This is a genomic window from Halomonas halodenitrificans DSM 735, assembly GCF_000620045.1.
Taxonomy (GTDB): Bacteria; Pseudomonadota; Gammaproteobacteria; order Pseudomonadales; family Halomonadaceae; genus Halomonas; species Halomonas halodenitrificans.
The window spans coordinates 61,937-85,325 of sequence record NZ_JHVH01000003.1 but is presented as its reverse complement, the minus strand read 5'-3'; the positions used below and the strand labels follow the sequence as shown (position 1 = coordinate 85,325).

Sequence of the window (23,389 nt, the reverse complement as noted above, 5' to 3'; positions counted from 1 at the left end):
GGCCGGTATTCTGGTGTGGTCTGCTATCGCTCAAAGCCTGTCTCCATGCAGCCGGCCACCAGGCGTTCGACGGCGTCGAGATGGGCGCAGGCACGGGCCCGCGACGCCATGGTGGCGAGGGTGTAGGGGTCTAGCAGCACCGCCAGCCGGTCGGCCAGCGTTGCCGCGGAAAGTCCTGATTGGGGTAGCAGTTGGGCGGCGCCTTCCTCCACCAGCGCCCTGGCATTGGCGGTCTGGTGGTCGTCCACCGCATGGGGAAAGGGCACGAACAACGCCGGCTTGGCCCCGGCGGCAAGCTCCGCTACGGTCAAGGCCCCCGCTCGGCACACGACCAGATCGGCCCAGGCATAGGCACCGGCCATGTCGCCGATAAAGGCCGCCACCTCTGCCTCGATGCCCTGCGCCGCATACGCCTCTCGCGTCGCCGCATCCTTGTCACGCCCCGCCTGATGCCACACGGCCGGCCGCCGGCCTTCGGGCAGGCGCGCCAGGGCCAGCGGCAACCCCTCGTTCAATGCCTGGGCGCCCAGGGAGCCGCCGACCACCAGCAGACGCAACGGGCGCCCGGCCATCTCGCCTTCACCGCGGGGCGTCTCCCCCAGGCTCGCGATCTCCTCGCGCACCGGGTTGCCGACCACCTCCCCACGACCTTGAAAGGCCTGGGGAAAGGCGGCATAGACCCGCGTCGCCAGCCGCGCCAGGGCGCGATTGGTCAACCCCGCCACGGCATTCTGCTCGTGGATCACCAGCGGACGCCGCGCCAGCCAGGCGGCAAGCCCTCCGGGCCCACTGGCGAAGCCACCCAACCCCACCACAAGCTGCGGGTCGAAGGTGCGAATGACTCGCCACGCCTGCCACACCGCCCGGACCAGCTTGAAGGGCGCCAGCGCCCAGCCGGCGGCCCCGTTACCGCGCAGGCCGGCCACGGCAATCCGGTGGAGAGGAATGCCTGCCTCGGGCACGAGGCGGTTCTCGATGCCACGCGGGCTCCCCAGCCAGGCCACCTCCACACCGCGTGCCTGCAGGCCGCGGGCCAGGGAGAGTGCCGGAATCACATGGCCGCCGGTACCGCCGGCCATGATCAATGCTCGACGCGGAGAAGATGGCGTCATTGGTCGGCTCCTTGTCCGATCGTTGGGGGCGAACCGCCGGTCGCCGCTCGCGGGGCGGTCGATGACGGGCGTTGCCGTTCGCGGCGCGTCTCGATATCGACGCGCAGCAGCATCGCTACCATGCAGGTACAGACCAGCAGGCTGGAGCCTCCATAGCTGAGCAACGGCAGGGTCAACCCCTTGGTGGGCAGCATGCCGCTGCTCACCGCGATATTGATAAAGGCCTGGGCGCCGATCACCAGGGCGATCCCATAGCTGAGGTAGGCGGAGAATGAGCGCCCCGCCAGCTCGGCACGCCGCCCTACCGCCATGGCACGCCATACCAGCAGGGCGAAGAGCCCGATGACGCAGACCGCCCCAAGCAGGCCCAGTTCCTCGGCGAGCACGGCGAAGACGAAGTCGGTATGCGCTTCGGGCAGGTAGAAGAGCTTCTGTACGCTGTTGCCCAGCCCCACGCCCAGCCAGCCACCGCGCCCGAAGGCGATAAGCGCCTGGGTCAGCTGATAGCCGCTGGCGAACTGGTCCGCCCAGGGGTCAACGAAGCTGGTCAGTCGCGCCAGTCGGTAGGGTTCGGCGATGGCCAGCAGGGCGCCCCCCGCCACCACTAGCACCGCCAGGATCAGGAAGCGTCCCCAGGGGGCACCGGCCATCAGCAGCATGCCCATCACGCAGCCGGTCATTACCACGACGGCCCCGTAGTCGGGTTCCAGAATCAACAGGAACCCGAACAGGCCGAGCACTAACAGGGGGCGCAGGAAGGCGCCCCAGTGGCGGCGAACCTGGGGCAGAAAACGTTCGAGATAGCCCGCCAGATAGATGATGAAGCACAGCTTGGCGACCTCCGAGGCCTGGATATTGAAGGGCACACCGGGGATCGACAGCCAGCGCTTGCTGCCATTCACCTCGCGCCCCACCACCAGGACCAGCCCCAGCAGCAAGAGCCCCAGCAGCAGCAGCAACGGTCCGTTGGCCCGCCACCACCCCAGGGGGACGCGCAGCACCGCGGCCGCGACCAGCACCGCGACGACCAAGAAGACGCCATGCCGAATGCTGAAGTACCAGGGATTGCCGGTCAGGCTCGCCGCCACCCCGGTGGAGGCCGACGTTACCATTACCCAGCCGATCAGCAGCAGCCCCAGCGCGGCCACCAGCAGCCAGCCATCGAAGGCGTGGTCACGGGTCGAGAGTCCCGCTCGGAGTCGTGCCAGGCGGCTCATGTCCCCTCCTGCGCCAGGTGGTGTTGGACCCAGTCACGAAAGGCATCGCCCCGGGCCTGGTAGTTGGTGAACTGATCGAGGCTGGCACAGGCCGGCGACAACAGCACGGCGTCCCCCGGCTCGGCGATGGCCGCCGCGCGCTCCAGGGCCGCCGCCAGATCATCGACGCGGGTGACCGGCAGCCTCGCACCAAGAGCCGCCTCGAGGCGACCCGCATCGGTGCCAAACACAATCGCCTCGCGGCCGAAGCGGCCCAGCGGCTCGGCCAGGGGGGCAAAGTCGGCGCCCTTGCCAAGCCCCCCGGCCAGCAGGATCAGCCGACCATCGAGGACGGGGCCGAGACCGGCAATGGCCGCCAGGGTCGCCCCCACGTTGGTCCCCTTCGAGTCGTTGATCCAGCGCACGCCACCCGCCTCGGCGACCAGCTCGCCGCGGTGGGCCAGGCCCGGAAAGCGTTCGAGCACCGCACACATGGCGGCCGGTGAGAAGCCGAGGCGCCGGCCCATGGCCAGGGCCGCCAGGGCATTGGCCTGATGATGACGCCCTGCCAGGCGCATGGCGGCGATCGGCATCAGGGGGGTTTCGCCCTGCACCAGCCAGTCGGCACCCGCGTGGCCGGCCACGCGCCACTCCCCGTCCCGCGCCGGCTCCGTGGTAAAGCGGTCGATGGCGGGAGGTGCCGCCTCCGGCCAGGTCAGGGGGTCGTCGGCATTGATCACGGCATGCCGGACACCATGGAACACCGCCAGCTTGGCGGCTCGATAGCCGGCCATGTCACCGTGACGGTCCAGATGGTCCTCGGAGAGGTTCAGGAAGGCGGCGCACTCGGCGCCCAACCGCGGTGTGGTCTCGAGCTGAAAGCTGGAGAGCTCCAGCACGAAGAGTTCGGCATCCGGCACCTCGACGAGCAGGTCGAGGGCCGGCGTACCCAGGTTGCCCCCCACGGCCACCCTCACGCCCGACTCACGTGCCATCTCCCCCACCAGGGTGGTCACGGTGGACTTGGCATTGGAGCCGGTAATGGCGGCGATGGGCGCGGATGCCGCACGCACGAAGAGCGCCATTTCCCCCACCAGGCGCGGCTCGCCGGTGAGCGGATTCGTCTGGCCGGCCAGCGCCACGAGCCCCGGGGCATGCGGATCGATGCCGGGGCTCAGCACCACCTCCTCGGCCGCTTCCAGGTCGAGGGCCTCGAGATGGCCGAGGTAGACCGCAACGTCGGGATGGGCGAGGCGAAAGTCATCCAGCCCGGGGGGCGACTCCCGGGTATCGGCCACCATGAAGGGCACGCCCTGGCGTGCCAGATGGCGACAGATCGCACGCCCGGAGAGCCCCAGGCCCACCACCAGCGTGGTGCCCGAGGGCACTCGGTTATCGACGGATCGGGTGGTGACGGTGTCGCCCTTCATCAGCGGACCTTGAGGGTAGCCAGCCCGATCAGCACCAGCACCACGGTAATGATCCAGAAGCGCACGATGACCCGCGGTTCCGGCCATCCCTTGAGTTCGTAGTGGTGATGCAGGGGGGCCATGCGAAAGATACGCCGGCCGGTGAGCTTGTAGGATGCCACCTGCAGAATCACCGAGACGGTCTCCATCACGAAGATTCCGCCCATGATGAACAGCACGATCTCCTGTCTCACGATCACCGCCACCACCCCGAGGGCCGCCCCCAGGGCCAGCGACCCCACATCGCCCATGAATACCTGGGCCGGATAGGTGTTGAACCACAGAAAGCCCAGGCCGGCACCCGCGATGGTGGCGCAGAACACGGCCAGCTCTCCCGCTCCCGGAATGCCCGGAATCTGCAGATAGTCGGCGAATACCGCATTGCCGCTGGCATAGGCGAAGATCCCCAGCCCCATGGCTACCAGCACGGTAGGCATGATCGCCAGGCCATCGAGCCCATCGGTCAGGTTGACCGCATTGGAGCTGCCCACGATCACCAGATAGGTGAGCACGATATAGAAGAGACCCAGCGGCAGCACAAATTCCTTGAAAAGCGGCACGATCAGGCTGGTTTCCACCGGCGAGGCGGCGGTGACGTACAGCAGCACCGCCGCCGCCAGGCCGATCGCCGACTGCCAGAAATACTTCCAGCGTGCCGGCAGGCCGCGAGGATTCTTCTCCACCACCTTGCGGTAATCATCGATCCAGCCGATGGCGCCGAAGCCCAGGGTCACGGCCAGCACGATCCACACATAGTGGTTTGCCAGGTCGCCCCACAGCAGGGTGCTGACGGCAATCGCCATCAGGATCATGGCGCCGCCCATGGTCGGAGTGCCCGCCTTGGAGAGATGCGACTGGGGGCCATCATCGCGAACCGCCTGGCCTATCTGCCCCTCGACGAGGCGGCGGATCATCACCGGCCCCAGCCACAGACAGAGGACCAGGGCGGTAATGGTAGCGAGGATCATCCTCAGCGTGAGGTATTCGAAGACGTTGAAGGCGCTGAAGTACTGCGCCAGAAACTCAGCCAGATAAAGAAGCATGTATCACGTTCACCGTGTTGTGTCCTGGCGCAGTGCCGTCACCACGTTCTCCATGGCGGCACTGCGCGACCCCTTGACCAGCACGCTGGCGCCGGGGGGAAGATGATCCAGCGCGTGGCGCACCAGCGCCTCGCGGTCGTCGAAATGGCACCCGCCTTCGCCGAAGGCATGGCTGGCGGGGCGCGCCGCCTCGCCCAGGGTGCCCAGGAAGTCGATCCCCAGTTCCAGTGCGTGGCGTCCGATCTCGGCGTGCAACGCCGCGGACGCCTCTCCCAACTCTCCCATGGCGCCCAGCAGGCACCAGCGAGGACCCGGCAGAGTAGCCAGGAGCTCGAGCGCGGCCTTCACCGCGCCGGGGTTGGCGTTATAGCTATCATCGATGATTCGAGACCCGCCGATGCCGGCCACGACATCCTGGCGGCCGGGCATCGCTTCGGCCGCCGAGAGGCCCGCCAGCACATCCCCCGCGGTCGCCCCCATGGCCAGGGCCGCCGCCGCCGCGGCCAGGGCATTGGCCACGCCGTGCCGCCCCATCAAACGCAGCCTGACGTCACCCAGCCGGCAGCCGTCGACGACAAGCGTGAAAGCATAGCGTCCGAAGGCGTCGGGGACCAGCGAACACGCCGTGACCCGGGCCCCCTCGCCCAGCCCGAAGTCCAGCACCTCTCTCGGCGTCGCGAGGCGAGCCCAGGTGGCGAAATAGGCATCGTCACGATTGAGCACCGCCACGCCATCGGCGGGCAGGCTCGCGAGAATCTCGGCCTTGGCCTGGGCAATCTGCCCCATGCCCCCGAACTCGCCCACATGGGCGCCGGTCACGTTGGTGATCAGTCCGACCCGGGGCTCGGCCAGCTGCGCCGTCCAGGCGATCTCGCCCAGATGATTGGCGCCCAGCTCGATCACCGCCTGTCGATGGGTCGGTGCCAGCTCGAGCAGGGTCAGGGGCACACCGAAATCGTTGTTGAGGTTGCCCCGGGTGGCCAGGGTCGGCCCCTGCCGATTGAGGATGGTGGCCAGCAATTCCTTGACGGTGGTCTTGCCGCTGTTGCCCGTCACCGCGACCACGGGGCCACCCCAGGCGCGACGCCAGGCACGGCCCAGCAGCCCCAGGGCGAGACGGGTATCGGCCACGATCAGCTGGGGCAGCGAGTCCTCCACCGCCCTCTCGACCACGGCGGCCACGGCGCCCGCCTCCCGCGCCCTGGCCACGAAATCATGGGCATCGAATCGCTCGCCGCGCAGGGCGACGAACAGCGCCCCCGGCGACACGCGGCGTGTATCGGTGACCACCGCCGCCACCGGCGCGTCACCGCCAGAAGGCTCGACACCCAGGGCCTCGGCTATCGCGGCGAGGGTCGTCGGTCCCGGGCCCGTCATGCGCCCTCCCCCTGACCACGAGCCTGAAGCGCCCGGACGGCCACTTCACGGTCGTCGAAGGGATGGCGGACACCGGCAATCTCCTGATAGGTCTCGTGGCCCTTGCCGGCGATCAGCACGACGTCGTCGGAACCCGCCTCGGCCAGGGCCTGGCGGATAGCCTCGGCGCGCCCAGGAATATCCCGGGCCCGGGGCCTCGCCGCCTCGCTCACCCCGGCCAGTACCTGCTCGCGGATCGATGCCGGGTCCTCGCCACGCGGGTTATCGTCGGTGATCACCAAACGGTCGGCATGGCGTTGCGCGGCGGCGGCCATGGGGGCTCGCTTGCCGGGGTCGCGATCACCGCCACAGCCAAACAGGCACCAGAGCGCCCCGCGCCCGGGGAGATGATCACGCAGCGCCGCCAGGGCGTTGTCGAGGGCGTCCGGCGTGTGGGCATAGTCCACCACGACACTGGGCGCCCCGGGCGGCCTGGCCAGGACTTCCATGCGGCCGGGTACCGGCGACAGGGTCGCCGCCGCCGCGAGCAGCGCCTCGAGGTCGTGTCCCAGGCCGAGCAGCGTGGTCATGGCCAGCAGGACATTGTCGAGGTTGAAGCGCCCCACCAGGGGCAGCTCCAGTTCGCGCTCGCCCCGGGGAGTCGCGATCAGGGCCCGCTGCCCACTGGCATGGGGCCGGCACTCCAGCACACGCAGGGTGACGGCCTCATCGCGACCGGTGGCCAGCACCCTTACCCCCTCAGGCAGGCCGGCCAGCATCAGCCTTGCCAGGGGATCATCGCCATTGACCACGGCGAGATCGAGTTCGTCCCGGCGAAACAGCCGTGCCTTGGCGGCCGCGTAGGCGGCCATGCTGCCGTGGTAGTCGAGATGGTCGCGAGTCAGATTGGTGAAGACCGCGGTCCCGACCCGGCAGCCATCGAGGCGCCCCTGCTCCAGGGCATGGGAAGAGACTTCCATGGCCACGCGGGCCACGCCATCGCGGGCGAGCTCGGCGAGTGCGGCCTGCAGCGCCAGGGGGCCCGGCGTCGTCAGGCCGGCGTCGACCAGCTCTCCCGGGCGGCCGTTACCCAGGGTGCCGACCACGGCGGCATCGACGCCGAGCGCCCGACTCAACTCCGCCAGATAGAAGGTCACCGAGCTCTTGCCGTTGGTACCGGTAACGCCGACCAGCTCCAGGGAGTCAGGCACGCCATGGAGCAGGCGGCCGAGCTCTCCCAGGCGCTCGCGTAACCCCTCGAGTGGCACCACGCGAGGGTCATCGGGGCCCTCGCGATCGTCACCCGAGTGGCAGAGCACGCGTGATGCGCCGCCCGCCAGGGCCCTGTCGATAAAGTCGCGCCCGTCCACCATCACACCGGGCACTGCGACGAAGACATCGCCGGCGGCCACCCGCCGGCTGTCGGTCTGCAGTCGAGTATCTCCCTCTGGCAGCGAGGCGAGCTTACAGCCGGGCCAGAGCCGGGTCAGGATAGCGTCAAGATGGGACATGGCGATGGTCATGAAAGGACTCGCTTCAAGCCGTCGTTGATCGGGAAGGGTAGCGTCATTCGGTCTCCGCGACGTCATGTTGGTCAGGCGGGACATCCAGCAGCCGCAGCGCACTGCCGGCAACGCTGGAGAATACCGGTGCGGCCACCGCACCGCCGTAATAGGAGTCACCGCGGGGATGGTCGATCATCACCGCCATCACGATGCGCGGATTGCTGACCGGGGCAATCCCCACGAAGAAGCCACGATAGGCGTTCTTTTGATAGCCGCTGGCGTTGGTCTTGCGCACCGTGCCTGTCTTGCCGGCAACCCGGTAACCCGGCACCTCGGCGCGCCGGGCGCCGGTGCCCGGCTCGACGACCTGATCCATCATGTCCAGCACTCGGCGCGCCACCTCTGGAGAAATGACCGGCTCCCCCGCAACGGGCTCGTCCAGACGCAACAACGACGGCGGCAGCAGGCGCCCCTCGTTGGCGATGGCGGTATAGGCGCTGGCCAGCTGCAGCGGCGTGACCGACAGGCCATAGCCGTAGGCCAGCGCCGCCCACTGGCTGCTCGACCAGCGTACCGGAGCCGGCACCTCGCCGGTGGATTCGCCGGGAAAGCCGGTTCCCGGCGCCTGCCCGAAGCCCAGGCGACGGTAGAGCTGGGGAACGATCGGCTCATCGAAGCGCAGCGCCAGCTTGGACATGCCGATATTGGAAGACTTTATGAGGATACTGGGGAGGTCGAGATCGCCATAGTTGCGAAAATCACGGATGGTAAAGCGATCGATACGCATCCAGCCGGGGGATGTATCCACCACCGTGTTAGGCGAAAGCCCGCCGGCATCGAGCATCGCCGCCATCGCCAGGGGCTTGACCACCGAACCCGGCTCATAGGGGTCAACAATGGCGCGATTGCGCAGCCCCTGGGGATCGAGGCCGGCGCGGTTGTTGGGGTTGTAGGAAGGCTGATTGGCCATGGCCAGCACCTCGCCGGTGCGGGCGTCCAGCATCACCACGACGCCACCGTCGGCATCATGCTCCGCCACCGCGGCCTTGAGCTCACGATAGGCCATGTACTGGAGTCGCTGGTCGATGGCGAGCGTCAACTCACCGCCGGGCTTGGCCGGGCGAAGTACCTCGAGGTCGCGCACCAGGCGCCCGCGCCGGTCCTTGAGTACACGACGCCGCCCAGGAGTGCCCGCCAGGTACGGCTGGTAAGCGAGCTCGAGTCCCTCCTGCCCCTTGTCATCGACGTTGGTCACCCCGAGTAGCTGGGCGGCCACCTCACCGGCCGGATAATAGCGCTTGTATTCATCCTGACGATAGACACCGGGCACCCTCAGATCCAGGACTCGCTGGGCCGCCTCGGGTGTCAGCTGACGACGCAGGTACATGAATTCGCGTTCGGCGTAGCGCGCCAGGCGTTCATTCAAGGCCTCCAGGTCCATGTCCAGCGCCGAGGCCAGCTGGACACGTTGAATGGGGTCCTCGGGCACATCCTGGGGATTGGCCCACAGGGTCACCACCGGCGTGGAAATGGCCAGCGGCTCGCCATGGCGGTCGGCGATCATGCCGCGGTGGGCGGGCAGCGAATCCGTGCGCAGCGTACGGGCGTCTCCCTGCCCCTTCAGGAAGGGTCGATCGACCACATGAAGGGTGACCACCCGCCCGACCAGCAGGCCCAGGCCAAGAAGGACCAGCCCCAGCATCACGCCGTAGCGTAGCCGTCCCATGGGGCTGCCAGGGGGGCGACGGCGAGATGAAACTCCGCTGCGAACCTCGGTACTCATGGTCGAATCACCTCGACCTCGTCCACGCCGGGCAGACGCATTTCCAGGCGCTCCATGGCCAGCCGCTCGATGCGCGCCGGCGACGACCAGGCGCTCTCCTCGAGCAGCAGCTGCCCCCACTCGGTCTGGAGTTGCTGCTGTTCACGCTCGAGGCGCTGCAACGCGGCATATTGCTCGCGAGTCAGGTGACTGACCGTGATGACCGCCAGGGCACTGCCCAGGCAGGCCACCACCAGCAGCACCACCAGCAACGCACGCAGATTCAGGCGCAGAGCCGTGGGCCAGGCGAGACGAGCGGTAAAAGACCTTCCCTGTGTCATGCCGATTCCTTCAATAGCGCTTGCGAGCCACCCGCATCACCGCACTGCGGGCACGAGGGTTCTCCTTGACCTCCGCCTCCCCGGGCCGCCGGGCCTTGCCCAGCGCCTCGAGGCGACGCTCGAGCTGCTCGTCGCGAATCGGCATGCCCCGGGGCAGATGGGTATCACCACGCACATGGTGGCGAATGAAGCGCTTGACCCGGCGATCCTCCAGGGAGTGGAAACTGATGATCACCAGATGTCCGCCTGGCGCCAACGCCTCCAGGGCCGCTTCCAGGGCCGCATCGAGCTGGTCGAGCTCGCCGTTGACCTGGATACGCAGCGCCTGAAAGACCCGTGTCGCGGGGTGCTTGTGCTTCTCCCAGGCGGGGTGTGCCGTCTTGACCACCTCCGCCAGATCGGCAGTGCGCTCGAAACGACGCTCACCGCGGCGCTCGAGAATCGCCCTGGCCAGACGCCGGGCGTAGCGTTCTTCACCATATTCCTTGAACACTCGCACCAGCTCGGCTTCGCCGGCCCGGGCGATAAACGCCGCGGCGCTTTCTCCCCGGGTCGGATCCATGCGCATATCCAGCGGACCATCGCGCAGGAAGCTGAAGCCACGCTCGGGGTCATCGAGCTGCGGGGAGGAGACGCCGATATCGAGGAGCACCCCGGCCAGGTGCCCATGCCGCCCATGAGCACGGGCCACCTCGGCGAGGCGGGCGAACTCGGCCTGTTCGATGGTAAAGCGCGGATCATCGATGGCGGCGGCTTCGGCGATCGCCTGAGGGTCGCGGTCGATGGCCAGCAGGCGGCCCGCGGACGAAAGGCGCGCGAGAATTTCTCGCGAGTGGCCGCCACGACCGAAGGTGCCATCGAGATAGACACCATCGGGGTCATGGACCAGGGCATCGACCGCACCGTCGAGCAGGACGCTGGCGTGGCAAAACCCCCGCGGGGGTGTATCAGGGGCGTAGCGCATGCGATTCTCGATCCACGGTGAAGCGACGGAAGGCGCCGTCGCCGGTCTGAAATCCGGTGTCTTCCTGAAAACGGGGGGAGCCGGCCGATAAGCCGGGTTCTGTCGAGAACAGTCATTCATCTAGGGGTCGCGTCACCACGACCCTCGAGCAACCTACCCGAACCCAGCGCGGGCCACGCCAAGGGGTTCCTATTTGGTCTTGCTCCGAGTGGGGTTTACCTTGCCACGCACTGTTACCAGGCGCGCGGTGCGCTCTTACCGCACCCTTTCACCCTTACCGGCCTCCCGTGGGAGACGTAGGCGGTCTACTCTCTGCTGCACTTTCCGTCGACTCACGCCGCCCAGGCGTTACCTGGCACTCTGCCCTGTGGAGCCCGGACTTTCCTCCCCCGGATCTCTCCGGCGGCGACTGTCTGGCCGACTCCCGCGGCAAGGATACCAGCGGCCCGGCACCCTCTCAACAACTCCCTCTCAGGGATAGTCCCCGGCTAGGCTAGCCGGCATCCTTCAGCGCCTGGGCGCGGGCATACCAGGCCTTGCGGGCTCCGCCCAGCACCCGGGACGCCACGCCCGCCGCCTGCTTGACGCCGGCACCCTCGGCCAGCAACGCCGCCAGCAGGACCTCTCCCTCCACCTCACCGCCGCTCCCCTTCTCGCGGCGCGGCGCACCGGCTACCATCACCACGAACTCGCCGCGCGCCTGGTTCGGATCATCCTCCATGCGCGCGACCAGCTCGAGGGCGCTGCCCTGCAGAAAGGTCTCGAAGGTCTTGGTCAGCTCCCGCCCCAACACCAGGTCTCGCTCGCCGAGCGCCGCCCCGATATCCGCCAGGGTGTCACGGATGCGATGAGGGGACTCATAGAACACCAGGGTCTCCGTGCGCGCCGCCAACGCCTCCAGTTGCGCCCGGCGCGCTCCGCTCTTGGCCGGCAGAAAACCGTGGAAGGTGAAGCGATCGGTCGGCAATCCGGCGGCCGAGAGGGCCGCCACCAGCGCACAGGCACCGGGGATCGGCACGATGCGCCGCCCCCGATCACGCAGTTCACGCACCAGCACGAAGCCGGGGTCGCTGATCAGCGGCGTCCCCGCATCACTCACCAGGGCCACCGACTCGCCGGCGGCCAGGCAGGCATCTATCTGCTCGACTCTTGCCGCCTCGTTGTGCTCATGGAGCGACAACATGGGCACCTGCAACCCCAGATAACGCAGCAGGCGGGCAGTGTGCCGAGTATCTTCGGCGGCGACCCGCGACACCTCGCCCAGCACCGCGACCGCGCGCGGGCTCAGGTCCTGCAGATTCCCAATCGGCGTGGCGACCACGTACAATACGGCCAAGTTCTGTTCTGACACGTCGCCTCCTCGGCGGGCTCCCGATACGACGGATGAAAAAAGGAAGGGTTCATGCGCACACTCTCACGCGGCCTCTTGGCCACTGCGCTTCTCGCGCTATTGCTGGCCGGCTGCGCCTACCAGCCGGGGGTCGTCCAGCGCGTCCTGGATGACGATCCCGCCACGCTGCTGGAACAGGCCCAGCAACAGGAACCCGCCCAGGCCGCCCGCTCACGGCTGGACGCCGCGGACATCCTAGCACGCCAGGGTAATCGCACCCAGGCCCTCGAGATCGCTCGCCAGATCGACAGCACCCGCCTTTCCGGTGATCAGCTCGCACGCTGGGCACTCCTGCTGGCCGACCTCGGCGAGAGCCAGGGCAACCCCCAGGCGGTGATCCAGGCCACCCAGAACCTCGATGACCTCGCCCTCAACCGCGGCCAGACGCTGGCCATGCGCGAACAGCGCGGGATGGCACTGCTCCAGGTCGACGAGCCCCTTGCCGCGGCCCGGGCTCTGTTGAGGGTCCAGTCAGCAGCCGACGACGAAGCGCTCAACGACCCGATCTGGAGTGCCCTGGGCAATCTCGGCAGGCCTGCGCTCGCACGACTCGGCGAACAGGGAGACGCCCTGACCCGCGGCTGGGTCGAACTGAGCGAGACGGTACGCAACGGAGACGGCAACATCGAGCGTCTGTTTGTGCGCCTGGATGAGTGGCGCGATCGCCACCCGCGTCATCCGGCGGCTCGACGCCTGCCGGCGGACCTTATCGCCCTGCGTGAGCTGAGCGGCCAGGAGGTGCAGCGCATCGCCGTACTGCTGCCCGAATCCGGCCCACTCTCGCGCATTGCCGAAGCCATCAGAGCCGGAATTCGGACTCGGCACGACCTTTCGGATGACACCAACATTCGCCTCAGCTTTATCGATAGCGCCTCCGGCAACCTCGAATCGCTCTATCAAAAGGCCAAGAACCGTGACGCCCAGGTCGTGATTGGCCCCCTCGACAAGGACCGGGTCAGTGAGCTGGAGCAGCATGGTCAGGTGCCACTGCCTACCCTGGCCCTCAACTACGGCAGGGCCGCCACCAACGAGGCCGATGGGCTTTTCGAGTATGGTCTGTCCGCCGAGCATGAAGCCGAGCAGGCCGCCCGCCGCGCCTGGGCCGACGACCATCGCCGCGCCGCCCTGCTGGTGCCTGATAACGATTGGGGGCGCCGTGTCGGCGAAGCCTTCTGGAACGAATGGCGCGCCCTGGGAGGCGAGGTCACCAAGGCGGTACGCTACAATCCGGGGGCTGCCGCCACCGAGAGCACTCGACGCGCCATCGCCGAGACCCGCCCCGACCTTCTCTTCATGCTGGCGCTGCCCGAGTATGCACGCCAGGTGCCGCCGACCCTGGACTACTACGGAGCCGGCAACCTGCCGGTGTATGCGACCTCACACCTGTTCAGCGGCCGCCTCACCCCCCGTCTCGACAGTGACCTGGATGACGTACTCTTCCTGGATATCCCCTGGCAGATCCCCGACGCCGCGGCAGGTGGCGAGGACGCCCTGGCCTTTACCGCCAGTTACCACGCGCTACATGAAGAGACGGATCCCAACCTGTTCCGCCTGAGTGCCATGGGGGTCGACGCCTTCGAACTGGCACGCCGACTGCCTCAGTTCCAGCTGGTGTCGGGTAGCGAGCTGCGCGGGGCTACCGGCACCCTGCGCCTGGGGCAAGATGGTCGCCTCCAGCGGACCTTGCCCTGGGCACGCTTCGTGGATGGCGTCCCCCAGCCGGTACTGACTCTCGGCGTCTTCGGTGATGAACGGGCCCCGTGACGCCCGCGCCCGCGGCGAGGCTGTCGAACGCCTCGTCGCGAACTGGCTGGCCGACCGTGGCCTGAAAGCCGTGGCCGCCAACCAGCACGCCAAGGGGGGCGAACTGGATCTGGTGATGCGCGACGGCGAGACCCTGGTCTTCATCGAGGTGCGCCACCGCGCCGACACCCGCCACGGCCACCCCCTGGAGACCATCACCGCCACCAAGCAGCGGCGCCTGGTGCGAGCCGCGCGTTTTTATCTCCACCGCAACCGGCTATCATGTCCCTGCCGCTTCGATGTGGTTGCCGTCACCGGCACGTCACCCGAACTCGACATCCAGTGGGTGGTCAATGCCTTCGATGCCTACTAACTCGCCACAGGAACCCGACTCAGCATGGATTTCCAGCAGCGCATTCTCGGCCACTTCAACGCCAGCATCGACACCAAGACCTATGCCAGTGAAGTGCTGCCGCCCTTTATCGAGGTCGCCAGCCAGATGATGGTCCAGTGTCTGGTCAGTGAGGGCAAGATCCTGGCCTGCGGCAATGGCGGCAGCGCCGGCGACAGCCAGCACTTCTCTTCGGAGCTGCTCAACCGCTTCGAGCGAGAGCGCCCCAGCCTGCCCGCCCTGGCCCTGACCACCGACACCTCGACTCTGACCTCCATTGCCAACGACTACAGTTACAATGAGATATTCTCCAAGCAGGTACGCGCCCTGGGCCAGCCCGGCGACATCCTGCTGGCGATCTCTACCAGCGGCAACTCGGCCAACGTCATCCAGGCCATCCAGGCCGCTCATGACCGTGACATGACGGTAGTGGCACTGACCGGGCGCGACGGCGGCAACATGGCCTCGCTGCTCGGCCAGGACGACTGCGAAATCCGCGTGCCTGCGACCTCTACCGCACGCATCCAGGAGGTGCACCTGCTGGTGATCCACTGCCTCTGCGACCTGATCGACGAACAACTCTTTGGAGCAAGTGAATGATGACACGTCCCTCCCTGAGCGCACTGCTATTGCTCGCCACCCTGGGTCTCGCCGGTTGCTCCACCGTCACCAGCGTGACGCATCAGGGCACCATCGATGAAAACTACGGCGAGCGAACCAGCGGTGACCAGGTCGAAGACCAGAGTATCGAGACCAAGATCTCCCACAACCTGGGTCGCATCGACGCCCGCCTCGATGACGCCCGAATCAACGTCGACAGCTACAGTGGCCTGGTACTGCTCACCGGCCAGGTACCCAGCGAAGCGCTGAAGGACAAGGCCACCGACATCGCAGACCGGGTACGCAACGTTCGCACTGTCCACAATGAGCTGACCATCGCCGGCAACCTGCCCGCCAGCCAGCGGCTTTCCGATACCTGGCTCAACACCCGCATCCGAACCCACCTGGCGGCCAACGAGGCAATCGATTCGAGCCGCATCAGAGTGGTCACCGAGAACGCCACCGTCTACCTGATGGGCATCCTGACCCGCGCCGAGGCCGACCGTGTCGTCCAGGCGGTCTCACAACTGGGCGGCATGCAGCGCATCGTCAAGGTATTCGACTACCTGGACTGATGCACTTGTGTCATGTGGCAAACTCACAACGCAAAAACGGCAGGCCTCGAGCCTGCCGTTTTGCGCTGTACAACGCCCGATGCCGACCTACTTGATGACCCGCAGGGAAGGCCTGCCCTTGTTCGGGCGACGGGGGCCCTCTCCCTCTTCGCCTGCCCCTTCTTCCGGTGCAGGATCCTCATCGGTCTCGACCTCGGAAAGCGCCGGAGACGCTTCGTCGCTCGCCTCCTCAGGCTGGGGCATCACCGGCTCATGACCAAAGACCATGCCCACACCGTTCTCACGACCATAGATGGCCACCAGGGCATCACTCGGCACCATCACCCGCATGGGCTGGCCACCGAAGCGAGCCTCGAAGCTGATCGCATCGTTTTCCATGGCGAGATCACGGATAGCACTCGGCGACAGGTTGAGAACGATCTGGCCGTTCTGTACAAACTGCCGGGGCACCTCTACCTGAGGATGCTCGGCATCGACCACGAGATGTGGCGTGAGGTCGTTGTCCAGTAACCACTGGAATAGGGCTCTGGCCAGGTAAGGACGACTGGATAGGCTAGGATGACGGGAGTCCATCGTCTGACCCTCTTGCATTGTCCGACCATACGATCGACGGCCGGGGAAGTGTATCAGCTGCGAATCTCGCGTTCGCGCTCGCTCAGCGAGGCCTTGAAGCCATCACGCTCGAAGACGCGCTCCATATACTCGAGCAATGGCGCCACCTGTTTCTCGGGCAGCTCGATGCCCAGCGCCGGCAGACGCCACAGGATCGGTGCCAGGCAGCAGTCCACCAGGGTAAACTCCTCGCTCATGAAGTACGGCATATCCTCGAAGATGGGGGAAATACCCACCAGGCTTTCACGCAGCTCCTTGCGCGCCTTGTCCGCTTCCTTCTTGGGGCCTTGCTCGATCTTCTCCACCAGCGGGCACCATTCAAGCTCGATACGATGCATCCAGAGCCGACTCTGGGCACGCGCTACCGGGTAGACAGGCAGCAAGGGAGGGTGCGGGAAGCGCTCGTCCAGATACTCCATCATCACCTTTGACTCATACAGGACCAGGTCACGGTCCAGCAGGGTCGGCACACTGTTGTAAGGATTGAGATCGGCGAGCTCCGCCGGGGGCTGATCCGGCGTGACCTCCACGATGTCCACCGCCACCCCCTTCTCGGCGAGCACGATACGCACACGGTGGCTGCAATGATCGGCGCCACCGGAATAGAAGATCATCGACGACCGCTTGGCCACTACACCCATGAAACAATCCTCGCATCAAATCGAACAACCATGGTAACACGCGGGACCCACTCCGCGGGGAAGCGTTTTACCCGATACAAACAACACGGGGGCGCATGGCCGATGGCCCTGCGCCCCCGCAGTCACTCACCCGGGTCGGGTCAGTGGATGTCGCGCCAGTACTCGCGCTTGAGCAGGTAGGCTATGACACCGAAGATGAAGATGAAGATCAACACCTTGGGCGCCAGGGCCTGAGCCTGAAGCTTGGATGGCTCACCGACATAGGCCAGGAAGTTGGTCAGGTCGTAGACCGCCTCCTCGAACTCATCCGGCTCCAGCTCACCCGGCTGAGTCACCTGCAGCACGTCACAGGACTGGTACTTGCCGGTCAGCGGATCGAGCTCGGCACCCTCTACCGGGCGGTCGGTCTCGGCGCATACCATCTCCTGGACGCCCTGCAACGGCTCGAGCACGTTGGGCATGGACACCAGATCGAACACGGCATTATTCACACCGGTACCGGTGCTCGGATCCTTGTAGAACGAGAGCAGGTAGGAGTAGATCCAGTCGGTACCCCGCAGGCGCGATTCCAGGGTCAGGTCGGGCGGTGCCGCACCGAACCAGGCCTCGGCATCGCCCTCGCCCATGGCGATATGCATCTGGTCGTTAAAGGCCAGATCCGAGGAGAAGATCAGATTCTCCTCCACCAGGTCCTGGGGCATGTTCAAATCGTCGGCGGCACGCGCGAAGCGCTGGTGCTCCAAAGAATGGCAGCCCATGCAATAGTTGGTATAGAGCTGCATGCCACGCTGCAACGACGCCTTGTCATCGAGGTCGGGCGTCATGGAGTACGGGACGCTTGCACCTCCGGCGGCCATGGCCGTGAAGGGCACCAGCGCGAGGAGCAGTGCGAACAGTTGCTTTTTCATTAGCCAGTCACCCTCTCCGGAACGGGTTTGGTCTTCTCCAGCCGCGTATAGATCGGCATCAACAGGAAGAAGGCAAAGTAGACGGCGGTACATAGTTGGGCAACGACGGTGCGGCCATCGGTCGTCGGCAACACCCCCAGGACCCCGAGGACGATAAAGCTGACCGCGAACAGCACCAGCATCACCTTGGAAATCCAGCCCTTGTAGCGAATGGAGCGCACCGCACTGCGGTCGAGCCAGGGCAACACGAAGAGCACCGCGATGGCCGCCCCCATGAAGATCACGCCGAGGAACTTCGCATCGAGTCCGAATACGGAGAAGTTGATGGCACGCAGTATTGCGTAGAAGGGCGTGAAGTACCAGACAGGCGCAATATGGTCGGGCGTCTTCAGCGGGTTGGCGGGCTCGAAGTTCGGTTTCTCGAGGAAATAGCCACCCCCCTCGGGGAAGTAGAAGATCACCACGGCAAACACGAACAGGAAGACGGCCACGCCGACGACATCCTTCACCGTGTAATACGGATGGAAGGGAATGCCGTCCAGCGGCTTGCCGGTCTCGTCCTTCTTCTTCTTGATATCGATGCCGTCGGGGTTGTTGGAGCCGACCTCATGCAGGGCAATGATATGCAGCACCACCAGCGCCAGAATCACGATAGGCAGCGCCACCACGTGGAGTGCAAAGAAGCGGTTGAGGGTAATCCCCGAGATCAGGAAGTCGCCCCGCACCCACTGGGTCAGGTCGGGACCGATGACCGGGATGGCGGAGAACAGCGAGATGATCACCTGAGCCCCCCAGTAGGACATCTGCCCCCAGGGCAGCAGATAGCCCATGAAGGCCTCGGCCATCAACGCCAGATAGATCGCCATGCCGAAGATCCACACCAGCTCACGAGGGGCCTTGTAGGAGCCGTAGAGCAGGCCGCGGAACATGTGCAGATAGACCACCACGAAGAAGGCCGTGGCACCGGTTGAGTGCAGATAGCGGATCAGCCACCCCCACTCCACATCACGCATGATGTACTCGACCGAGGCGAAGGCACCCTCGGCGGAGGGATTGTAGCTCATGGTCAACCAGATGCCGGTAAGGATCTGGTTGACCAGCACCAGCATCGCCAGTGAACCGAAGAAATACCAGAAGTTGAAGTTCTTGGGGGCGTAATACTTCGACAGGTGTTCCTGCCACATCTGCGTCGCGGGGAAACGCTCATCCACCCAGCGCATGATCCCCTTGTCCGCCATCGCCTTGTTCGGATTACCCATCAGGCAGTCTCCTCATCTTCGCCGACGACGATGATATCGTCAGACTCGAAGCGGTAAGGCGGCACCTCCAGATTGGTGGGAGCCGGCACGTTACGAAACACTCGACCCGCCAGGTCGAAGCGCGAGCCGTGACAGGGGCAGAAGTAGCCGCCGGGCCAGTCGTCGGTGCCAACATCATCCGCATCCGGCTCGGGACGGTATAGCGGCGAACAGCCCAGATGGGTACAGATGCCGATCAGCACGCCGATCTCCCGCTTGATGGAACGCAGGGAGCCGTCGATATAGGCCGGCTGCTGCGGGACCTCTGACGCAGGATCGGCAAGCCGCGACTCATCGAAGCCTTCGATCCTCTCGATCATCTCCGGGGTCCGGTTGACAATCCATACCGGCTTGCCACGCCACTCCACTGTCATGCGCTGCCCGGGCTCCAGCTTGGACACATCCGCCTGAACCGGCGCACCCGCCGCTCTCGCCCTGGCACTCGGCTGCCAGGAAGCCACAAAGGGGACCGCAACCCCGACGGCACCAACCCCACCAACCACGGTGGTAGCACCCACGAGGAAACGGCGCCGACCCTTGTTCACGCCGTTATCTGCCATTTCAAGGTTTCTCCCATCAGCTTACCCGTTGACCTATCGCAGGTATCATCCCCGCGAACACGGACACTAAATGCGGTACATGTTAAGAAATCAAGCCGCCGCGCACAAGGAAAAGGACCCTGACCAAGGCAGCATAACGCACACAAATCGTTGACCCAGAACAAGAAACGCCCGGGTTAACGAACCCGGGCGCTGCGTACTCCAAGGCGGCTGACGATCAGCGCTTGGAGAACTGCGGACGGCGACGCGCCTTGCGCAGGCCGATCTTCTTACGCTCGACCTCACGTGCGTCACGGGTCACGTAGCCCGCTTCGCGCAGCGGCGCACGGAAGTCTTCGTTGTAGGCCATCAGGGCACGCGTGATGCCGTGACGGATCGCGCCGGCCTGGGCGGAACCACCGCCACCCTTGACCGTCACGTAGACATCGAACTGACCCAGGGTATCGGTCAGCTCGAGCGGCTGGCGCACCACCATGCGGCCGGTGACGCGTCCGAAATACTGGTCCAGCTCACGGCTGTTGACGGTGATCTTGCCGGTGCCCGGCTTCAGGAAAACACGGGCCGTAGAGGTCTTGCGGCGCCCGGTACCGTAATATTGCTGTGTCATGGCGAAGATTCCCTCAGATGTTCAGTTCTTGCGGCTGCTGGGCGGCGTGCGGATGTTCGGCACCGGCGTAGACCTTGAGCTTGGTATACATGGCGCGCCCCAGGGGACCCTTGGGCAGCATGCCCTTCACGGCGCTCTCGATGATACGCTCGGGAGCGTGGTCGAGCATCTTGTCGAAGGTCATGGAACGCAGGCCACCGGGATAGCCGGTGTGGCGATAGTAGGTCTTGGCCTTGGCCTTGTTACCGGTAACCTTCACCTTTTCGGCATTGATCACGACGATATAGTCGCCAGCATCAACGTGCGGGGTAAATTCGGGCTTGTGCTTGCCACGCAGGCGACGGGCAATCTCTGTGGCCAGACGACCGAGCGTCTTGTCCGTGGCGTCGACGACGTACCAGTCGCGCTCGACGGACTGCGGTTTGGCAGTGAACGTCTTCATGAAATCTCACCAATCAAGTGTGTTGGGTTCTGCCGTCGGCGGACCGACATGGAACCGTCCCTATTCTTCTTGGTTGTCCCCGGCGGGCGAGGACAACGAGTAGAGCGCGCGAAGTCTACACGAAGGCGGGCCCGGTGCGCAACGTAAGCGCCGGGCAAAGCCCGGTCAGGGCCTGCGGGGAAGCGCCAGGTATTCCCGAGACTGCATCTCCTGCAGCCGCGACAGCGTCCTCTGGAACTCGAACTCGAGCCGCCCGTCTCGATAAAGCCGCTCGGCGGGCACCTCGGCGGACATCAGCAGCTTGACCCCGCGATCGTAAAACTCGTCGACCATATTGATAAAGCGCCGGGCCTGGTCATCGGTGGCCCCGTTCATTCGCGTCACATTGGAGACGAGCACGGCGTGAAACTCCCGCGCCAGTTCGATGTAGTCGTTCTGGCTGCGCGGTCCATCGCAGAGTTCCATGAACTCGAACCACACCACATCGTCGTGGAGTCGACGGGCATGGAGCATGCGGTGGTTGACCTCGAGCGGCACATCGGCCTCGCCATCCTGACCGGCAATCTCGCGGAAGCTTCGCGCCAGCTCGGCCTCGGCGGCCTCGTCCAACGGCGAATGAAAGATCTCGGCGCGCTGGAGAGCACGCAGCCGATAGTCGATCCCCGAGTCGACATTGACCACCTCGCAGTGGCGCTCCAGCAGGTCGATGGCCGGCAGGAAGCGCGCCCGCTGAAGACCATCCTTGTAGAGTTCCCCGGGCACGATATTGGAGGTCGCCACCAGCACCACTCCCCGCTCGAACAGCGCCTCGAGGAGGTTGGCCAGGATCATGGCATCGGTGATGTCCTTGACGAAGAACTCATCGAAGCAGATCACTCTGGCCTCGGCGGCAAACTTGGCGGCAATCAGCCGCAGCGGGTTTCGCTCACCCTTGTAGTGCTCGAGTTCGTTGTGCACCCGCTGCATGAAGCGATGGAAATGGGTACGCATCTTCTCGGGAAAAGGCAGAGACTCATAGAAGGCATCGACCAGGTAGGTCTTGCCGCGCCCGACGCCGCCCCAGAAGTAGAGCCCACGGATCGACGGCACCACCGGCTCATCGGGTTCACGGGGCGCCCGCTTGCCGAACAGCCCCGCGACACGAGACGCCAGCCCGCTGCCGGGAGAGGCGTCCCGCGAGGGTGGCGAAGGCTTGGCAAGCAGGTCGTCATAGAGGCGCTGCAGGTGTTCGACGGCCTGGGCCTGGGCGGCGTCATACTGGAAGTCATCGCGCTCCAGGTCGGCATGGTAGCGGGCCATGGGGGTCGGACGAGTGTCTCGGTTTGCGGCGCTCATGGGGACGTTAGTGGCCTGTTTCGGCTTCGACAGGCGCCACATTATACGCATCTGAACCACGAAGCGCATCGCCGCCGACGCCGCGCGTTGACCCACGGCCCACGCTCGGCTCTATAATGGTGCGCGCCGGGGCGATTGCCCCAACACAGGATCCGCCCGCCGTAACGCCGGCCGCTGGATCGTTCATCGCCGCAGGGAGATCGACGTGGACGAGAGCAACATCAACTGGATTCTGGCCGTCGCTTGCCTGCTGGCCGGCATCGGCCTGGGGGCCTTGGGCTACCACCTTCTCAATGCCGGTGCCGACGGCAGGCAGCGCCTTCGCCAGCGCCTCGCCGAGCGCGACAGGGAGCTTTCGGCCCTGCGTGACGGCCTGGACGAGCACTTCGATGAAGTCGGCCGCCTGACCGAGGCGCTGCGCCACAGCGGAGAGGCGCTAACCGCCCGCCTGGCCGCGGATGCTGCCGCCCTCGGCGGACACACCCAGAGCCGCCGCGGCCTGGCCGTGGACGCGGCCGCGCCCTCTTCCGACGGATCCGAAGACGAGGCGGTGCCGACCCCCAGGGACTACGCCGACGGCTCCGGCGGAACCCTGTCCGAGGACTTCGGCCTCAAGGAGTCCGATAACCAGGAGCCCGAAACACCTCGCTACTGAATCGACATACGCCAGGCCGGCTCCCGACGCCCCGCTCCACGAGCGGGGCGTCGGCGTTCATGGCCTCAGGCCGGGTTATCGATATCCACGAAGCGATGCTCGAGGGCGAACTCCGTGGCCAGCCAGTCGCCCAGCGCCCGAACGCCGTCGCGCTCGGTGGCGTGATGGCCGGCACACAGGTAGTGAATACCCAGCTCACGGGCCAGGTGGGTGGTACGCTCGGAGATTTCTCCGGAAATGAAGGCATCGGCCCCCGCCTCCCAGGCCGCGGCAATCATGTCCTGGGCGCCGCCGGTACACCAGGCCACGCGCTGAACATCCCCCCTGCCGGGAGCCTCGACCAGCAGCGTCTCTCGCCCCAGACATTCACCGACGTGAGTGGCGAGCGCCTGGGCCGGCATCCTCGATGGCGGCGCCCCTAGCCACAGGAGCCCCTCCCCCGGCTCGCCATCGACACAGCCTTGTGCCGTGAAACCCAGCCGCCGTGCCAGCTCGGCATTGTTGCCCAGCTCGGCGTGGGCATCCAGCGGCAGATGATAAGCCAGCAGATTGATATCATTAGCCAGCAGGGTCCGCAGCCGCCGGCGCTTCATGCCGGTCACTGCCACCGGCTCGTTCTTCCAGAAATAGCCGTGATGCACCAGCACCAGGTCGGCGCCCCAGGCGACCGCCTCATCGAGCAGCGCCTGGCTGGCGGTGACGCCGCTGAGCACCCTCGTGACGTCCTCTCGCCCCTCCACCTGCAGACCATTGACGGTATAGTCGTTAAAGCGTCCCGCCTGCAGCTTGCGCTCGCAGGCCGTTACCAACGTATCGCGATGTGCCATCGTCTCCTCCGGACGGGGTCGAATGAAGGTGTTACCATGCGCCGATTGTAACCGCCA

General features: G+C 66.0%; 24 protein-coding genes and 1 other RNA gene. 5 read left to right on the top strand and 20 right to left on the bottom strand.

From position 1 onward, the window contains the following. Window positions 1–23 precede the first annotated feature (23 nt). The 11 genes from murG to rsmI form a co-directional block, all read right to left on the bottom strand. Window positions 24–1,112, bottom strand: coding sequence for an undecaprenyldiphospho-muramoylpentapeptide beta-N-acetylglucosaminyltransferase (gene murG, locus Q358_RS0104020; protein WP_027960874.1), 1,089 nt, complete (start codon window positions 1,110–1,112; stop codon window positions 24–26). Continuing rightward, the gene (gene ftsW, locus Q358_RS16490) at window positions 1,109–2,329 is read right to left on the bottom strand and encodes a putative lipid II flippase FtsW (protein ID WP_051530167.1); all 1,221 of its coding nucleotides are present in this window, start codon (window positions 2,327–2,329) and stop codon (window positions 1,109–1,111) included. The genes murG and ftsW overlap by 4 nt, the downstream gene beginning before the upstream one ends. Next, entirely contained in the window at window positions 2,326–3,738 is a 1,413-nt protein-coding gene (gene murD, locus Q358_RS0104010) for a UDP-N-acetylmuramoyl-L-alanine--D-glutamate ligase (RefSeq protein ID WP_051530166.1), read from the bottom strand. Before murD ends, ftsW begins: the two co-directional genes overlap by 4 nt. After that, a complete protein-coding gene (gene mraY, locus Q358_RS0104005; protein ID WP_027960872.1) occupies window positions 3,738–4,820 on the bottom strand; it encodes a phospho-N-acetylmuramoyl-pentapeptide-transferase in 1,083 nt (360 codons plus the stop codon). Before mraY ends, murD begins: the two co-directional genes overlap by 1 nt. A 9-nt stretch (window positions 4,821–4,829) precedes the next feature. After that, window positions 4,830–6,197, bottom strand: a complete 1,368-nt coding sequence (locus Q358_RS0104000; protein ID WP_027960871.1) for a UDP-N-acetylmuramoyl-tripeptide--D-alanyl-D-alanine ligase — start codon at window positions 6,195–6,197, stop codon at window positions 4,830–4,832. Then, window positions 6,194–7,699: a UDP-N-acetylmuramoyl-L-alanyl-D-glutamate--2,6-diaminopimelate ligase gene (locus Q358_RS0103995; RefSeq protein WP_027960870.1), complete on the bottom strand. Its 1,506-nt coding sequence runs from the start codon at window positions 7,697–7,699 to the stop codon at window positions 6,194–6,196. The genes Q358_RS0104000 and Q358_RS0103995 overlap by 4 nt, the downstream gene beginning before the upstream one ends. Before the next feature lie 43 nt (window positions 7,700–7,742). Continuing rightward, window positions 7,743–9,464 carry a peptidoglycan D,D-transpeptidase FtsI family protein gene (locus Q358_RS0103990; RefSeq protein WP_027960869.1) on the bottom strand — a complete coding sequence of 574 codons (1,722 nt, stop codon included), beginning with the start codon at window positions 9,462–9,464 and terminating at the stop codon, window positions 7,743–7,745. Continuing rightward, window positions 9,461–9,784 (bottom strand): cell division protein FtsL, encoded by a 324-nt coding sequence (gene ftsL, locus Q358_RS0103985; RefSeq protein WP_027960868.1) that lies wholly within the window; start codon window positions 9,782–9,784, stop codon window positions 9,461–9,463. Before ftsL ends, Q358_RS0103990 begins: the two co-directional genes overlap by 4 nt. 10 nt (window positions 9,785–9,794) lie before the next feature. Further along, entirely contained in the window at window positions 9,795–10,748 is a 954-nt protein-coding gene (gene rsmH / locus Q358_RS0103980) for a 16S rRNA (cytosine(1402)-N(4))-methyltransferase RsmH (RefSeq protein WP_027960867.1), read from the bottom strand. 72 nt (window positions 10,749–10,820) lie between these two features. Beyond that, window positions 10,821–11,173: RNase P RNA component class A (gene rnpB, locus Q358_RS17920), an RNA gene on the bottom strand. Window positions 11,174–11,241: 68 nt separating this feature from the next. Continuing rightward, a complete protein-coding gene (gene rsmI / locus Q358_RS0103975; protein WP_027960866.1) occupies window positions 11,242–12,099 on the bottom strand; it encodes a 16S rRNA (cytidine(1402)-2'-O)-methyltransferase in 858 nt (285 codons plus the stop codon). 51 nt (window positions 12,100–12,150) lie between these two features. Here rsmI and Q358_RS0103970 point away from each other — a divergent pair, with 51 nt between their 5' ends. From Q358_RS0103970 to Q358_RS0103955, 4 genes are read left to right on the top strand one after another with little or no spacing between them, the layout of a single operon-like run. Next, window positions 12,151–13,902: a penicillin-binding protein activator gene (locus tag Q358_RS0103970; protein ID WP_027960865.1), complete on the top strand. Its 1,752-nt coding sequence runs from the start codon at window positions 12,151–12,153 to the stop codon at window positions 13,900–13,902. Beyond that, window positions 13,886–14,254 (top strand): YraN family protein, encoded by a 369-nt coding sequence (locus Q358_RS0103965; RefSeq protein ID WP_027960864.1) that lies wholly within the window; start codon window positions 13,886–13,888, stop codon window positions 14,252–14,254. Before Q358_RS0103970 ends, Q358_RS0103965 begins: the two co-directional genes overlap by 17 nt. Before the next feature lie 24 nt (window positions 14,255–14,278). Continuing rightward, window positions 14,279–14,872, top strand: a complete 594-nt coding sequence (locus Q358_RS0103960; RefSeq protein WP_027960863.1) for a phosphoheptose isomerase — start codon at window positions 14,279–14,281, stop codon at window positions 14,870–14,872. After that, window positions 14,872–15,447 carry a BON domain-containing protein gene (locus Q358_RS0103955; protein WP_027960862.1) on the top strand — a complete coding sequence of 192 codons (576 nt, stop codon included), beginning with the start codon at window positions 14,872–14,874 and terminating at the stop codon, window positions 15,445–15,447. Before Q358_RS0103960 ends, Q358_RS0103955 begins: the two co-directional genes overlap by 1 nt. Before the next feature lie 87 nt (window positions 15,448–15,534). Here Q358_RS0103955 and Q358_RS0103950 read toward each other — a convergent pair whose 3' ends face one another. The 8 genes from Q358_RS0103950 to zapE all read right to left on the bottom strand — a co-directional run bounded on the left by Q358_RS0103950 (window position 15,535) and on the right by zapE (window position 21,850). Next, window positions 15,535–16,020: a ClpXP protease specificity-enhancing factor gene (locus tag Q358_RS0103950; protein ID WP_027960861.1), complete on the bottom strand. Its 486-nt coding sequence runs from the start codon at window positions 16,018–16,020 to the stop codon at window positions 15,535–15,537. Between the two features lie 53 nt (window positions 16,021–16,073). Beyond that, complete coding sequence (gene sspA, locus Q358_RS0103945; RefSeq protein ID WP_027960860.1) at window positions 16,074–16,700, bottom strand: stringent starvation protein SspA; 627 nt, start codon at window positions 16,698–16,700, stop codon at window positions 16,074–16,076. A 140-nt stretch (window positions 16,701–16,840) separates the two neighbouring features. Next, on the bottom strand, window positions 16,841–17,608 hold the full coding sequence (locus Q358_RS0103940) for a cytochrome c1 (RefSeq protein ID WP_027960859.1): 768 nt from the start codon (window positions 17,606–17,608) through the stop codon (window positions 16,841–16,843). Then, window positions 17,608–18,867, bottom strand: coding sequence for a cytochrome b (locus tag Q358_RS0103935; RefSeq protein WP_027960858.1), 1,260 nt, complete (start codon window positions 18,865–18,867; stop codon window positions 17,608–17,610). The genes Q358_RS0103940 and Q358_RS0103935 overlap by 1 nt, the downstream gene beginning before the upstream one ends. Next, a complete protein-coding gene (gene petA / locus Q358_RS0103930; protein WP_027960857.1) occupies window positions 18,867–19,466 on the bottom strand; it encodes a ubiquinol-cytochrome c reductase iron-sulfur subunit in 600 nt (199 codons plus the stop codon). The genes Q358_RS0103935 and petA overlap by 1 nt, the downstream gene beginning before the upstream one ends. Window positions 19,467–19,683: 217 nt before the next feature. Then, entirely contained in the window at window positions 19,684–20,073 is a 390-nt protein-coding gene (gene rpsI / locus Q358_RS0103925; RefSeq protein WP_027960856.1) for a 30S ribosomal protein S9, read from the bottom strand. Between the two features lie 13 nt (window positions 20,074–20,086). After that, window positions 20,087–20,515 carry a 50S ribosomal protein L13 gene (gene rplM / locus Q358_RS0103920; protein WP_027960855.1) on the bottom strand — a complete coding sequence of 143 codons (429 nt, stop codon included), beginning with the start codon at window positions 20,513–20,515 and terminating at the stop codon, window positions 20,087–20,089. 165 nt (window positions 20,516–20,680) lie between these two features. Further along, window positions 20,681–21,850, bottom strand: coding sequence for a cell division protein ZapE (gene zapE, locus Q358_RS0103915; protein WP_027960854.1), 1,170 nt, complete (start codon window positions 21,848–21,850; stop codon window positions 20,681–20,683). Window positions 21,851–22,055: 205 nt separating this feature from the next. Here zapE and Q358_RS0103910 point away from each other — a divergent pair, with 205 nt between their 5' ends. Then, a complete protein-coding gene (locus Q358_RS0103910; protein ID WP_027960853.1) occupies window positions 22,056–22,505 on the top strand; it encodes a Z-ring associated ZapG family protein in 450 nt (149 codons plus the stop codon). Window positions 22,506–22,570: 65 nt separating this feature from the next. Here Q358_RS0103910 and Q358_RS0103905 read toward each other — a convergent pair whose 3' ends face one another. Further along, window positions 22,571–23,332, bottom strand: a complete 762-nt coding sequence (locus tag Q358_RS0103905; protein ID WP_027960852.1) for a Nif3-like dinuclear metal center hexameric protein — start codon at window positions 23,330–23,332, stop codon at window positions 22,571–22,573. Window positions 23,333–23,389 lie beyond the last annotated feature (57 nt).

Bases quoted from the DNA above. Each gene is read 5' to 3' on its own strand.
- murG (WP_027960874.1), bottom strand. From the start codon at position 1,112: ATGACGCCATCTTCTCCGCGTCGAGCATTGATCATGGCCGGCGGTACC.
- ftsW (WP_051530167.1), bottom strand. From the start codon at position 2,329: ATGAGCCGCCTGGCACGACTCCGAGCGGGACTCTCGACCCGTGACCAC.
- murD (WP_051530166.1), bottom strand. From the start codon at position 3,738: ATGAAGGGCGACACCGTCACCACCCGATCCGTCGATAACCGAGTGCCC.
- mraY (WP_027960872.1), bottom strand. From the start codon at position 4,820: ATGCTTCTTTATCTGGCTGAGTTTCTGGCGCAGTACTTCAGCGCCTTC.
- Q358_RS0104000 (WP_027960871.1), bottom strand. From the start codon at position 6,197: ATGACGGGCCCGGGACCGACGACCCTCGCCGCGATAGCCGAGGCCCTG.
- Q358_RS0103995 (WP_027960870.1), bottom strand. From the start codon at position 7,699: ATGACCATCGCCATGTCCCATCTTGACGCTATCCTGACCCGGCTCTGG.
- Q358_RS0103990 (WP_027960869.1), bottom strand. From the start codon at position 9,464: ATGAGTACCGAGGTTCGCAGCGGAGTTTCATCTCGCCGTCGCCCCCCT.
- ftsL (WP_027960868.1), bottom strand. From the start codon at position 9,784: ATGACACAGGGAAGGTCTTTTACCGCTCGTCTCGCCTGGCCCACGGCT.
- rsmH (WP_027960867.1), bottom strand. From the start codon at position 10,748: ATGCGCTACGCCCCTGATACACCCCCGCGGGGGTTTTGCCACGCCAGC.
- Q358_RS0103970 (WP_027960865.1), top strand. From the start codon at position 12,151: ATGCGCACACTCTCACGCGGCCTCTTGGCCACTGCGCTTCTCGCGCTA.
- Q358_RS0103965 (WP_027960864.1), top strand. From the start codon at position 13,886: ATGAACGGGCCCCGTGACGCCCGCGCCCGCGGCGAGGCTGTCGAACGC.
- Q358_RS0103960 (WP_027960863.1), top strand. From the start codon at position 14,279: ATGGATTTCCAGCAGCGCATTCTCGGCCACTTCAACGCCAGCATCGAC.
- Q358_RS0103955 (WP_027960862.1), top strand. From the start codon at position 14,872: ATGACACGTCCCTCCCTGAGCGCACTGCTATTGCTCGCCACCCTGGGT.
- Q358_RS0103950 (WP_027960861.1), bottom strand. From the start codon at position 16,020: ATGGACTCCCGTCATCCTAGCCTATCCAGTCGTCCTTACCTGGCCAGA.
- sspA (WP_027960860.1), bottom strand. From the start codon at position 16,700: ATGGGTGTAGTGGCCAAGCGGTCGTCGATGATCTTCTATTCCGGTGGC.
- Q358_RS0103940 (WP_027960859.1), bottom strand. From the start codon at position 17,608: ATGAAAAAGCAACTGTTCGCACTGCTCCTCGCGCTGGTGCCCTTCACG.
- Q358_RS0103935 (WP_027960858.1), bottom strand. From the start codon at position 18,867: ATGGGTAATCCGAACAAGGCGATGGCGGACAAGGGGATCATGCGCTGG.
- petA (WP_027960857.1), bottom strand. From the start codon at position 19,466: ATGGCAGATAACGGCGTGAACAAGGGTCGGCGCCGTTTCCTCGTGGGT.
- rpsI (WP_027960856.1), bottom strand. From the start codon at position 20,073: ATGACACAGCAATATTACGGTACCGGGCGCCGCAAGACCTCTACGGCC.
- rplM (WP_027960855.1), bottom strand. From the start codon at position 20,515: ATGAAGACGTTCACTGCCAAACCGCAGTCCGTCGAGCGCGACTGGTAC.
- zapE (WP_027960854.1), bottom strand. From the start codon at position 21,850: ATGAGCGCCGCAAACCGAGACACTCGTCCGACCCCCATGGCCCGCTAC.
- Q358_RS0103905 (WP_027960852.1), bottom strand. From the start codon at position 23,332: ATGGCACATCGCGATACGTTGGTAACGGCCTGCGAGCGCAAGCTGCAG.